Genomic DNA, 13,249 nt, shown 5'->3' with positions numbered 1-13,249 from the left:
GGAGGACACGCGCGATGACCCCCGAACAGGTAATGACGCTGGCGCACCAGGCGATGATGGTCGGCCTGCTGCTTGCCGCCCCGCTGCTGCTGGTCGCGCTCGCGGTCGGCCTCGTCGTGAGCCTGTTCCAGGCCGCGACGCAGATCAACGAATCGACGCTGTCGTTCATCCCGAAGCTGCTCGCGGTGGCCGCGACGCTCGTGATTGCCGGCCCGTGGATGCTGACGACGATGCTCGACTACCTGCGGCAGACGCTGCTGCACGTCGCGACGCTCGGCGCCGGCTGACCGGCCCGCCCGGCACCGTTCCGCCGCAATGTTCTCGGTTACCTACGCGCAGCTCAACGGCTGGCTGACCGCCTTCCTGTGGCCGTTCGTGCGGATGCTCGCGCTCGTCGCGACGGCGCCCGTGGTCGGCCATGCGGCGGTGCCGGTGCGCGTGAAGATCGGCATCGCCGCGTTCATGGCGCTGGTCGTCGCGCCCACGCTCGGCGCGATGCCGGACGTCACCGTGTTCTCCGCGCCGGGCATCTGGATCGTCGTCACGCAGTTCCTGATCGGCATCGCGCTGGGCTTCACGATGCAGCTCGTGTTCGCGGCCGTCGAGGCGGCCGGCGACTTCATCGGGCTGTCGATGGGGCTCGGCTTCGCGACCTTCTTCGACCCGCATTCGAACGGCGCGACGCCGGTGATGGGCCGCTTCCTGAACGCGATCGCGATGCTCGCGTTCCTCGCGGTGGACGGCCACCTGCAGGTGTTCGCGGCGCTGGCCGCGTCGTTCCAGACGCTGCCGGTGTCGGGCGACCTGCTGCACGCGCCCGGCTGGCGCACGCTCGCCGCGTTCGGCGCGACGGTGTTCGAGATGGGGCTACTGCTCGCGCTGCCGGTGGTCGCGGCCCTGCTGATCGCGAACCTCGCGCTCGGGATCCTGAACCGCGCGGCGCCGCAGATCGGCATCTTCCAGATCGGCTTTCCGGTCACGATGCTGGTCGGGCTGTTGCTCGTGCAACTGATGATCCCGAACCTCGTGCCGTTCGTGTCGCACCTGTTCGACATGGGGCTCGATGCGATGGGGCGGGTGTTGCTGGGGTGGCGCTAGTCCGCTGGCGCCTCCGCTTGCTGGAAAACCCCTAACGGAATCGCCCGCCCACGAAAGGTTGCAGAAGGTTTCGCCTCCCTATACTCGTTAAGACGATGCAGCAAGCATCGCGCCATACGAATACAACGAAGGAGACGACCCCGATGCGACCCATCCTGCGCACCCTCGCCGTTGCGGCCAGCCTGAGCTGCGCGCTCGCCGCTCACCCCGCACTTGCCGAAGACGGCGGCAAGATCACGATCATGGTCGGCGGGATCGCGAAGCTGATCTACCTGCCCGCGCGGCTCACGCAGGAGCTCGGCAACTTCAAGGCCGAAGGGCTCGACGTCGAACTGCTGTCGCAGCCGGCCGGCGTCGACGCCGAGAACGAGTTGCTGGCGGGCGCCGTGCAAGGCGTCGTCGGCTTCTACGACCATACGGTCGACCTGCAGAGCAAGGGCAAGGACGTGAAGGCGATCGCCGTGTTCTGCCAGGTGCCGGGCGAAGTCGAGATGGTGTCGACCAAGGCCGCGCCCACCTTCAAGTCGATGGCCGACGCGAAGGGCAAGACGCTCGGCGTGACGGGCCTCGGCTCGTCGACCAGCTTCCTCACGCAATACCTGGCACTGCAGCGCGGCGTGCCGTCGACGCAGTACACGATGCTGCCGGTCGGCGCCGACGCGAGCTTCATCGCCGCGATCAAGCAGGGCCGGATCGACGCCGGGATGACGACCGAGCCGACCGTGTCCGCGCTCGAGAAGATGGGCGACGCGAAGGTGCTGGTCGACATGCGCACCCTCGAAGGCACGCGCGCCGCGCTCGGCGGCACCTACCCGGCCGCGAGCCTGTACGTGCAGTCGGCCTGGGCCGATTCGCACAAGGCGGAAGCCACCAAGCTCGCGCACGCGTTCGCGAAGACGATGCAGTTCATCCACACGCACAGCGCCGAGGAAATCGCCGCGAAGATGCCGGCCGACTACCAGAAGGACAAGGGCCTGTACGTGTCCGCGCTGAAGGCGTCGCTGCCGATGTACACCGCCGACGCGAAGATGCCGGCCGACGGCCCGGCGACCGTGCTGAAGGTGCTGTCGGCGTTCAACCCGTCGGTGAAGGGCAAGCACATCGACCTGGCGCGCACCTACACCAACGATTTCGTCAACGCGAAGTAATCGATCCCGGTACCGGCGCCCGCGGCGGCGATCCCGCCGCCGTGCATTCCCCGTTCCGGCCCGGCTGACCGGCCCGGCGCTGCCACGATGCGGCGCCCTCTTCACCCGCAGGACGAATGCGATGAACCAGGCAGTTTCCCCGAGCACGCCGGCGATCGAGTTTCGCAATGTGTCGTGCCGCTTCATTTCGCCGGAAGGCAAGGCCACCGTCGCGCTGCGCGACTTCAGCATGAGCGTCGCGCGCGGCGAGTTCATCGCGATCGTCGGGCCGACCGGCTGCGGCAAGTCGACCACGCTGAACCTGATCACCGGGCTGCTCAAGCCGGTGTCGGGCGAGGTGCGCGTGGTGGGTCGCCCGGTCGACGGGATCGACCCGCGCATCGGCTTCGTGTTCCAGGCCGACGCCGTGTTCCCGTGGCGCAACGTGATCGACAACGTCGCGGCAGGCCCCCTGTTTCGCGGCCGCTCGAAGGACGTCGCGTACACGCAGGCCGAGGAATGGATCCGCAAGGTCGGCCTCGACAAGTTCACGAAGCACTACCCGCACCAGCTCTCCGGCGGGATGCGCAAGCGCGTCGCGCTCGCGCAGACCTTCATCAACCAGCCGGAAATCCTGCTGATGGACGAGCCGTTCTCCGCGCTCGACATGCAGACGCGCACGCTGATGCAGGACGAACTGCTGCAGCTGTGGTCGGCGAACAAGGGCTCGGTCGTGTTCGTCACGCACGATCTCGAGGAGGCGATCGCACTCGCCGACCGCGTGTTCGTGCTGACCGCGCGCCCCGCGACGCTCAAGCGCGTGTACGAGATCGACCTGCCGCGCCCGCGCGTCATGTCGGAAGTGCGCTACGACGCGCGCTTCGTCGAAATTTCCAAGGACATCTGGCACGACCTGCGCGAAGAAGTGCAGATCGGCTGACCGCACGGCAGCCATGGCAACACACAGCAAGGACAGGAGCATGACCGACATGACGCTTCCCACTACCGCCCTTACGGCGACGACGCTCGAGGACGACGAGCGCGCCGCGCAACGCCGGCTGCGCCGCCGGCGCAACCTGATCGTCACGTTGCGGATCGCCGTGCTAGTCGTCGTGCTCGGCGGCTGGGAGCTCGCCGCACGGCTGAAGTGGATCGACCCGTTCTTCTTCTCGATGCCGTCGCTGATCTTCGAGCAGATCCAGGACTGGTTCGTGAACGGCACGTCGCAAGGCCCGCTGCTCACGCAGGTATGGGTCACGCTCGAGGAAACCGGGATCGGCTTCGTGATCGGCTCGGTCGCCGGCGTGATCTGCGGGATCGTGCTCGGCCGCAACAAGCTGATGGCCGACGTGTTCGGCCTGTACATCCAGATCGCCAACTCGATTCCGCGCGTCGTGCTCGGTTCGATCTTCGTGATCGCACTCGGCCTCGGGATGGCATCGAAGATCGCGCTGGCCGTCGTGATGGTGTTCTTCGTCGTGTTCGGCAACGCGTTCCAGGGCGTGCGCGAAGCCGACCGCTACCTGATCGCGAACGCGCAGATCCTCGGCGCGTCGCGCCGGCAGATCACCACGGCGGTCGTGATTCCGTCCGCGCTCAGCTGGATTCTCGCGAGCCTGCACGTGAGCTTCGGCTTCGCGCTGGTCGGTGCGGTCGTCGGCGAATTCCTGGGTTCCAAGCAGGGTATCGGCCTGCTAATCTCCACCGCCCAGGGCGCATTCAACGCAAGCGGCGTGTTCGCGGCGATGATCGTGCTCGCCGTGGTCGCGCTGGCCGCCGACTACCTGCTGACCTGGATCGAGAAGCGGCTGCTGAAGTGGCGCCCCGCGGCGTTCTGAGCCGCGCACGCATCGGACGACACACCCGAACCGCGCCGGTTGCCCCGGCGCAGTTCGGCATTGAGGAGAAGGAATGGCGCACAGCCTGCGCGGGCGGCTCCTGTGGTGGCTGCTGCTGCCGCTGGCGGCTTTCGTGCTGATCGCGGGCGCGATGTCGTACGACACCGCTCGGCGCACGGCCGCGCTCGTGCAGGACAGCGCGCTCGTCGCGTCGGCGCGCACCATCGGCGAGGACGTGGAATGGCGCAACGGGCTGCCGGTCGCCGACGTGCCGCCGGCCGCGCTGGAGATCTTCGAATCGCCGTCGCGCGACTCGGTGTTCTACAAGGTGATCGACGGCCACGGCCGGCTGCTCGCGGGCAACCCGGCGCTCGAGGTCCCTGCCCGGCACGGCGTCGAGCCGACGCTGTACGCCACGACGCTCGACGACCTGCCGCTGCGCGCGGCCGCCTACGATCGGCAGCTGTACGACGAGGGGCAGGTCGAGACGGTCACGGTGGTCGTCGCGAAGACGACGCGCTCGTACGACGCGATGGTCGCGACGATCTGGCGGCCTCAGCTCATGCGCCTGTCGCTGATGCTGGTGCTCGCGATCGTGCTCGTCTATCTCGGCCTCACGCTCGAGCTGCGCCCGCTGATGCAGCTGAAGGACGACGTCGCGGACCGCGGGCCGATGGAGCTGGAGCCGATTCGCCCGGAGCGGCTGCAGCACGAGCTGCGGCCGATCGTCGACGCGATCAACCAGTGCATCGCGCGGCTCAATACGCACACGGCCACGCAGCGCCGCTTCATCGCCGACGCCGCGCACCAGCTGCGCACGCCGATCGCGGTGCTCGACACGCAGATCCAGTACGCGCAGCAGCGCGGCAACGGCGATCCGGACCTCGCGTCGGTGCTCGACAGCATGCAGCGCAGCAGCCGCAAGATGGCCGACGTGACCGACAAGCTGCTGCTCCTCGCGCATGCGGAAGCGACGCCGCCGACGCTGCTCACGCATCGCGTCGATCTCGCCGCCGTGGTGTCGAGCGTGCTGGAGGAAACGATCGTGCTCGCGCAGCGGCGCGCCATCGACCTCGGCGCCGATCTCGGCGAACGGCTCGACGTCGCGGGCAGCGACAGCCTGCTGACCGCGCTGGTGATGAACCTCGTCGACAATGCGGTGCGCTATACGCAGCCGGGCGGCTGCGTGACGGTCGTCGCGCGGCGCGGCGGCGACACGGTCGTGCTCGACGTGGTCGACAACGGCCCCGGCATTCCCGCCGAAGCGCGGCCGCACGTGTTCAAGCGGTTCTACCGCGTGGCGGCCGACACCGAAGGCTCGGGCCTGGGGCTCGCGATCGTCCGCGAGATCGCGCAGGCGCACGGCGGCAGCGCGATGCTCGCGCCGGGGCCCGGCAATCGCGGTATCGTCGTGACTGTGCGGCTGCCCGCCTTTGATTGAAGAGATGCCGTCATGAAACTCCTGCTGGTCGAAGACAACGCCGAACTCGCGCACTGGATCGTGAACCTGCTGCGCGGCGAGGATTTCGCGGTCGACTGCGTCGGCGACGGCGAGCGCGCGGACACGGTGCTGAAGACCGAGCGTTACGACGCGGTGCTGCTCGACATGCGGCTGCCCGGCATCAGCGGCAAGGAAGTGCTCGCGCGGCTGCGGCGCCGCAACGACAACGTGCCGGTGCTGATGCTGACCGCGCACGGTTCGGTCGACGACAAGGTCGACTGCTTCGGCGCGGGCGCCGACGATTACGTGGTGAAGCCGTTCGAATCGCGCGAGCTGGTTGCACGGATCCGCGCGCTGATTCGCCGGCAGGCGGGCGTCGCCACGACGCAGCTCGTGTGCGGCGATCTCGTCTATGCGTTCGGCACGCGCGAATTCCGCTGCGGCGACGCGGTGCTCGCGCTGCGCCGCCGCGAACACGTGATTCTGGAGACGCTGATGCTGCAGCAGAACAAGACGGTGTCGAAGGCGCGGCTGATGGACAGCGTGTTCGCGCTCGACGACGAACCGAGCGCCGATGCGATCGACATCTACATCCACCGGCTGCGCAAGCATCTGGCAGGCAGCACGACCGAGATCATCACGCTGCGCGGGCTCGGCTATATCCTGCGCGCGAAGAGCGCGCACGACTGACGGGGGCTATTGCCCTGCTGCCGCTGACAACTTATTCGTAGCACGAAACGTATCGCAGGCCCGCCCGGCTGTCCGTCGGGCTCGCGCTCGCCCGTCTGCCTGCCTCGATCCGCGATTATTGCGCTTTCGGTGTTTTCACCGATCCGATTCTTTCCTCCGGGAAAGCGGCGTGAAGGATTGCACCCTCTACGATGCTATGCGTCGGCCTCTCGCTGTGGTCGGCGACATTCGGCATACATTACGTACTGCCAACGAACAGATTTCAATGCGGCAGCTCGGAGGAGACGATCTTGAAACGAAAAACCCTTGCCCTTTCCATCGCGGCGGCTGGCCTGTGCGCCGGCACCCACGCGCATGCGCAATCGAGCGTGCAACTCTACGGGCTGATGGACCTGAGCTTTCCGACCTACCGGACCCACGCCGACGCGAACGGCAAACATGTGATCGGAATGGGCAACGAAGGCGAGCCGTGGTTCAGCGGCAGCCGCTGGGGCCTCAGAGGCGCTGAAGACATCGGCGGCGGCACGAAGATCATCTTCCGCCTCGAAAGCGAATTCGTGGTCGCCAACGGCCAGATGGAAGACGAAGGCCAGATCTTCGACCGCGACGCCTGGGTCGGCGTCGAGGACGAACGTTTCGGCAAGCTGACGGCCGGCTTCCAGAATACGATCGCGCGCGACTCAGCGGCGATCTACGGCGACGCATACGGCTCCGCGAAGCTGACCACCGAGGAAGGCGGCTGGACCAACTCGAACAACTTCAAGCAGATGATCTTCTACGCGGCCGGCCCGACCGGCACGCGCTACAACAACGGCCTCGCGTGGAAGAAGCTGTTCAGCAACGGCATCTTCGCGAGCGCCGGCTATCAGTTCAGCAACTCGACCGCGTTCGCGACGGGTTCCGCCTACCAGCTCGCGCTCGGTTACAACGGCGGGCCGTTCAACGTGTCGGGCTTCTATAACCACGTGAACCACAACGGCTTCAGGAACCAGACGTTCTCGGTCGGCGGCAACTATACGTTCAGCATCGTGCGCCTGAACGCCGGCTACTTCCGCTACAACGGCGACCAGGGCTCGCTCGGCCAGCGTCACGACGATTCGTGGACCGTGTCGGTGAAAGTCGCGCCGAAGGGCGCGCTCGACTACGAGCTCGGCTACCAGCAGATGCGGGTCAAGAACGCCGCGAACAACGCCGACGGCTTCACGCCGAACGCGAACCTCGGCACGTTCAGCCTGACCAACGGTGTCGGCAACGGCTTCAAGGAGACGATCTACGGGTCGGTGTTCTACCACCTGAGCAAGCGCACCGAGGTGTACCTGGCCGGCGACTACATGCGCCTGCACGGCGGCTACACGGTGGCGTCGACGTTCGGCGCGCAAAACCAGCTCGAACTCACGTCGGGCATCCGCACGCGCTTCTGACCTCGGGACGGCCATCCGGGCAGGGCCGTCAGGCCCCGCCTGACCCCCCATCGGGGATGCTCCATGCGGGCACGCCGGCGCACTGCGCCGACCGTGCCCTTTTTTTCGTCGTTTTCGGCCCTCGTTTTCAGCCCGCACGGCAGGCCGCGCCAGACGCCCGCCAGCCACTGCCACGACACCCCTTCCGAAACCGCTTGCGGCCCGCGGGACGGGCGATCGCGGCCAATACGCGCACGATCGCCTCGCATCGGTGCTTGACCTGCGCCGACCGACTCGCTAGCGTTTCGGGTTTGCCCGGGCGGCCATTGCCGCCGGTGCCGTGAGTGCGCCCGACGTCCTGGCGCACGCGGCCGGGCTCCGATGGAAAAAACGATGCAGAAACTCGATGCGGAGAGCCCGCAGGCGATGTCGACGGATTTCATCGCCGACAACGTCGCGCGCCTGAAGGCGCTGTTCCCCGAACTCGTGACCGAAGGCCCGGACGGCGCGTCGGTCGACGTCGACGTGCTGAAGGCGCTGGTCGGCGAGCGCACCGTCGGCGCCGCCGACGAGCGCTACGGCTTCCACTGGCACGGCAAGCGCAGCGCGCGCCAGGCCGCGCTCACGCCGTCGACGGGCACATTGCGCCCCTGCCCCGACGACAGCGTCGCCTGGGACGACACGCGCCATCTCGTGATCGAGGGCGACAACCTCGACGTGATGAAGCTGCTGCACAAGAGCTACGCGGGCAAGGTGAAGCTCGTCTACATCGACCCGCCGTACAACACCGGCAGCGATTTCGTCTATCCGGACGACTTCAGCGACAGCATCCGCCACTACCTGGCGATGACGGGCCAGACCGACGGCGGCGTGAAGCGCAGCACCAATACCGAGGCGAACGGCCGGTTCCATACCGACTGGCTGAACATGATGTATCCGCGCCTGAAGCTCGCGCACGCGCTGCTGTCCGACGAAGGGCTGATCGCCGTGCACATCGACGAGCACGAGGTGCATGCGCTCGTGCTGATGCTGCGCGAGATCTTCGGCGAGGAGAACGAGCTCGGCGTGGCCGTGTGGGACAAGCGCAATCCGAAGGGCGACGCGCGCGGCGTCGCGTACCAGCACGAATCGCTGGTGCTGTTCGCGCGCAACGCCGAGACGCTGCTCGAACAGGCGCCGCTGAAGCGCCCGAAGCGTAACGCGCAGCGCATGCTCGACGCCGCGCACGACGCGGTGTACCGCAGCGGCAACGCGAAGGACGCGCAGAAGGCGTACCGCGCGTGGATGAAGGCGCAGACCAACCTGTCCGGCGGCGAGGTGATGTACGACCGGCTGTCGGCTGACGGGCGCGTGTACCGCCTCGTGTCGATGGCGTGGCCGAACAAGAAGAAGGCGCCGGAAGAGTATTTCACGCCGCTGATCCACCCGGTCACCGGCAAGCCGTGCGCGATGCCGGCCCGCGGCTGGCGCAATCCGCCCGCGACGATGCAAGCGCTGATCGAGCGCGGCCAGATCGAATTCGGCCCGGATGAAACCACGCAGCCGCAGCGGATCTACTACCTCGACGAGAACATGTACGAGAACGTGCCGTCGGTGCTGCCGTTCGCCGGCTCCGACGACGCGCTGCTGAAGACGCTCGGCATCCCGTTCGACCAGCCGAAGCCGGTCGATTTCGCGGCGGCCGTGATCGGCTGGTGCACGCGCGGCGACGACATCGTGCTCGACTGCTTCGCGGGCTCCGGCTCGACCGGCCACGCGGTGATGCAGGTGAACGCGACCGACGGCGGCGCGCGCCGCTACATCCTCGTGCAACTGCCCGAGACGCTCGACCGGCGCGACAAGACGCAGCTCGCGGCCGCCGATTTCTGCGCGAAGCTGAAGAAGCCGACGACGCTCGCCGAGATCACGAAGGAACGCCTGCGCCGCGCCGCGCAGCAGGTCGCGCGCGACTATCCGGAAAGCTATGGCGACCTCGGTTTCCGCGTGTACCGGCTCGACACGACCAACGTGATCGAATGGGATCCGCGCCGCGACGACTTCGACCACGCGCTGTTCGCGTCCGTCGAGCACGTGAAGACCGGCCGCAGCGAGGACGACCTGCTCGCCGAGCTGACGCTGAAGCTCGGCCTCGACCTGTGCACGCCGGTCGAGCATCACTGGGTCGCCGGCAAGACCGTGCATCTGATCGGCCGCTCGATCGTCGCGTGCTTCGATGCGCGCATTTCGCGCGACGACGCGGGCCCGCTCTCGGACGGCATCGTCGAGCTGCTCGATGCGACCGGTGCGACGCGCGACGTCACGTGCCTGTTCCGCGACAGCGGCTTCGTCGACGACGTCGCGAAGCTCAATCTCGCCGCGCTGCTCGAGCAGCACGGCGTGAAGCGCGTGCGGAGCCTGTGATGCGGCTGCATTTCGAAGCGGATCTCGACTACCAGCGCGAGGCGATCGACGCCGTCTGCGACCTGTTTCGCGGCCAGGAATCGTATCGCGGCGACTTCAGCGTGCTCGCGAACGCCGCGCCCGGCACGACGGCCGCCGCGCAAGGCTCGCTCGGCTTCGCGGTGTCGGAGCAAGGCGTCGGCAACCGGCTGTCGCTGACCGACGACGCGCTCGCGCGCAATCTCGCCGACGTGCAGCTGCGCGGCGGGCTGCCGCCGTCCGGCCTGCCCGGCTCGCGCGACTTCACCGTCGAGATGGAGACCGGCACCGGCAAGACCTACGTTTACCTGCGCACGATCTTCGAGTTGAACCGCCGCTACGGCTTCACGAAGTTCGTGATCGTCGTGCCGTCGATCGCGATCAAGGAAGGCGTGCACAAGACGCTGTCGATCACCGAGGACCATTTCCGCGCGCTGTATGCGGGCGTGCCGTACGACTACTTCCTGTATGACTCCGCGAAGCTCGGCCAGGTGCGCCACTTCGCGGCGAGCGCGGCGATCCAGATCATGGTGATGACGGTTGCCGCGATCAACAAGAAGGAGATCAACAACCTCTACAAGGACAGCGAGAAGACCGGCGGCGAGAAGCCGATCGACCTGATCCGCGCGACGCGGCCGATCGTGATCGTCGACGAGCCGCAGAGCGTCGACGGCGGGCTCGAGGGGCGCGGGCGCGAAGCGCTCGCCGCGATGGCGCCGCTTTGCACGCTGCGCTATTCGGCGACGCACGTCGACCGTCATCACATGGTGTACCGGCTCGACGCGGTCGATGCGTACGAGCGCAAGCTCGTCAAGCAGATCGAGATCGCGTCGGCGATCGTCGAGGATGCGCACAACAAGCCGTACGTGCGGCTCGTCGGCGTGTCGAACCGGCGCGGCGCGATCAGCGCGCGCATCGAGCTGGACGTCGCGACCGCGGCCGGCGTGAAGCGCCAGATCGTGTCGGCGACCGACGGCGACGATCTCGAACGCCTGACGAAGCGCGCGCTGTATGCAGGGCTGCGGGTCGGCGAAGTCCATGCGGTGAAGGGTGCCGAGTACGTCGAGCTGCGCCATCCGGAAGGCGAGGCGTTCCTGTCGCTCGGCGAGGCGTTCGGCGACATCGACACGCTCGCCGTGCAGCGCGAGATGATCCGCCGCACGATCCGCGAGCATCTCGACAAGGAATTGCGGCTGGCCGAGCGCGGCGTGAAGGTGCTGTCGCTGTTCTTCGTCGATTCGGTTGAGCGCTATCGCCGCTACGACGAGAACGGGATGCCCGTGAAGGGCGACTACGCGCTGATCTTCGAAGAGGAATATGCGCGCGCGGCCCGCGTGCCGGCTTACCGTGCGCTGTTCGACGGCGTCGACGTCGCGCTCGAGGTCGAGCGCGCGCACAACGGCTACTTCTCGATCGACCGCAAGGGCGGCTGGACCGACACGAGCGAGAGCAGCGCCGCCGCACGCGAGAACGCGGAGCGCGCGTACGGCCTCATCATGCGCGAGAAGGAAGCGCTACTGTCGTTCGACACGCCGCTGAAGTTCATCTTCTCGCACTCGGCGCTGAAGGAAGGCTGGGACAACCCGAACGTGTTCCAGATCTGCACGCTGCGCGATATCCAGACCGAGCGCGAGCGCCGCCAGACGCTCGGCCGCGGGCTGCGCCTTGCCGTCGACCAGGACGGCGAGCGCGTGCGCGACCCGGGCGTGAACACGCTGACCGTGATCGCGACCGAGCGCTACGAGTCGTTTGCCGAGAATCTGCAGAAGGAAATCGAGGCCGATACGGGCATTCGCTTCGGGATCGTCGAGGAACACCAGTTCGCGGCGCTGCCGGTGCAGGAAGGCGACGGGCCCGCGCATGCGCTCGGCATCGAGCTGTCGCGCGTGCTGTGGACGCATCTGCACGAGCAGGGCTACGTCGACGCGCAGGGCAAGGTGCTCGATCGGCTCAAGGACGCGCTGCGCCAGAGCGCGCTCGTGCTGCCCGAGGCGTTCGAGACGCTGCGCGCGCCGATCGTCGCGACGCTGCGCAAGCTGTCGGGCCGCTTCGCCGTGCGCAATGCGGACGAGCGGCGCGCGATCGCGTTGCGCCGCGACGCGTCGGGCAAGGCCGTCGTGTTCGGCGACGACTTCCGCGCACTGTGGGACCGTATCCGCCACCGCACCGTGTACAGCGTCGAGTTCGACAACGCGAAGCTCGTGCGCGACTGCACGGCCGCGCTGCGCGACGCGCCGGACATCGCGCGCGCCCGGCTGCAGTGGCGCAAGGCCGAGATCGACATCGGCAAGGCCGGCATCGAGGCGGTCGAGGTGGCCGGCGCGGGCACGGTGCTGATCGACGAAGGCGAGCTGCCGCTGCCCGATCTGCTCACCGAGCTGCAGGACCGCACGCAGCTCACGCGCCGCTCGCTCGCGACGATCCTGGCCGACAGCGGCCGGCTCGACGATTTCCGCGTGAATCCGCAGCAGTTCATCGCGCTGGCCGCCGACGCGATCAACCGCTGCAAGCGGCTCGCGCTGGTCGCGGGCATCGCGTACCGCAGGCTCGGCGAGCGCAACGTGCATGCGCTCGAATCGTTCGAGAGCGAGGCGCTGACCGGGTATCTGCGCAACCTGCGTCCCGATGCGCGCAAGTCGATCCACGAGGCCGTCGTGTGCGAGACCGACGCGGAACGTGCGTTCGCCGATGCGCTGGAAGCACACGACGGCGTGAAGCTGTACGCGAAGCTGCCCGCGTGGTTCCGCGTGCCGACGCCGCTCGGCAGCTATCACCCGGACTGGGCCGTGCTCGCGGAGCAGGATGACGGCGAGCGGCTGTATTTCGTCGTCGATACGCCGAATGCCGATGGCGACGTGACGAGCGAGCACGAGCGCGCGAAGCTCGCGTGCGGTGAAGCGCATTTCCGTGCGTTGGTGGATGGGGAAGATGCCGCGCGATTCGTGCGCGTCAGGCAGGCGGATGCGTTGTTCGAGCCTGCTGCAACCGTCGCCCCGCTGGCGAGCGCGGGACGCTGAAACGAAGGGCGGCGATGAGCCGCCCTTTTTTCATGGGCCGGGCAGCGATGCCGATGCTCATCGCTGCGGGAGCTGAGCCGCCCGTCATTCGCATGAAAACGATCTGTATCCTCGCGCGTTCCTGCGTGAGGTTACGGCTGGTTGCAAATCGGGGTCGATGCCTGGCGCGGCCGGCATGAAAAAAGGGCGCCGAAGCGCCCTTCCGTGCCATGCAGCGCTG

10 protein-coding genes are annotated in these 13,249 nt (G+C 67.6%); all 10 read left to right on the top strand.

Annotated features, from left to right (window positions below):
• The first annotated feature begins 14 nt into the window (after positions 1-14).
• The 10 genes from fliQ (at position 15) to BAMB_RS00105 (ending at position 13,029) form a co-directional block, all read left to right on the top strand.
• On the top strand, positions 15-287 hold the full coding sequence (gene fliQ, locus BAMB_RS00150; protein ID WP_006750427.1) for a flagellar biosynthesis protein FliQ: 273 nt from the start codon (positions 15-17) through the stop codon (positions 285-287).
• Between the two features lie 28 nt (positions 288-315).
• Positions 316-1,098, top strand: a complete 783-nt coding sequence (gene fliR, locus BAMB_RS00145) for a flagellar biosynthetic protein FliR (protein WP_011655567.1) — start codon at positions 316-318, stop codon at positions 1,096-1,098.
• 143 nt (positions 1,099-1,241) lie between these two features.
• Positions 1,242-2,246: an ABC transporter substrate-binding protein gene (locus BAMB_RS00140; RefSeq protein WP_006757432.1), complete on the top strand. Its 1,005-nt coding sequence runs from the start codon at positions 1,242-1,244 to the stop codon at positions 2,244-2,246.
• A 121-nt stretch (positions 2,247-2,367) separates the two neighbouring features.
• Entirely contained in the window at positions 2,368-3,165 is a 798-nt protein-coding gene (locus BAMB_RS00135; RefSeq protein ID WP_011655566.1) for an ABC transporter ATP-binding protein, read from the top strand.
• Between the two features lie 49 nt (positions 3,166-3,214).
• Complete coding sequence (locus BAMB_RS00130) at positions 3,215-4,063, top strand: ABC transporter permease (RefSeq protein WP_041491301.1); 849 nt, start codon at positions 3,215-3,217, stop codon at positions 4,061-4,063.
• Between the two features lie 73 nt (positions 4,064-4,136).
• Entirely contained in the window at positions 4,137-5,504 is a 1,368-nt protein-coding gene (locus BAMB_RS00125; protein WP_011655564.1) for a sensor histidine kinase, read from the top strand.
• A gap of 12 nt (positions 5,505-5,516) precedes the next feature.
• Positions 5,517-6,194 carry a response regulator gene (locus BAMB_RS00120; RefSeq protein WP_011655563.1) on the top strand — a complete coding sequence of 226 codons (678 nt, stop codon included), beginning with the start codon at positions 5,517-5,519 and terminating at the stop codon, positions 6,192-6,194.
• A gap of 290 nt (positions 6,195-6,484) precedes the next feature.
• Complete coding sequence (locus tag BAMB_RS00115) at positions 6,485-7,615, top strand: porin (RefSeq protein ID WP_041491051.1); 1,131 nt, start codon at positions 6,485-6,487, stop codon at positions 7,613-7,615.
• Between the two features lie 372 nt (positions 7,616-7,987).
• Entirely contained in the window at positions 7,988-9,994 is a 2,007-nt protein-coding gene (locus BAMB_RS00110; RefSeq protein WP_227739470.1) for a site-specific DNA-methyltransferase, read from the top strand.
• Positions 9,994-13,029, top strand: coding sequence for a type III restriction-modification system endonuclease (locus BAMB_RS00105; protein WP_011655560.1), 3,036 nt, complete (start codon positions 9,994-9,996; stop codon positions 13,027-13,029). Before BAMB_RS00110 ends, BAMB_RS00105 begins: the two co-directional genes overlap by 1 nt.
• The last annotated feature ends 220 nt before the right edge of the window (positions 13,030-13,249 follow it).

Origin of the sequence: Burkholderia ambifaria AMMD (genome assembly GCF_000203915.1) — a bacterium.
In the GTDB taxonomy this organism is placed as follows: domain Bacteria; phylum Pseudomonadota; class Gammaproteobacteria; order Burkholderiales; family Burkholderiaceae; genus Burkholderia; species Burkholderia ambifaria.
This window is presented reverse-complemented; position numbering and strand designations above follow the sequence as displayed.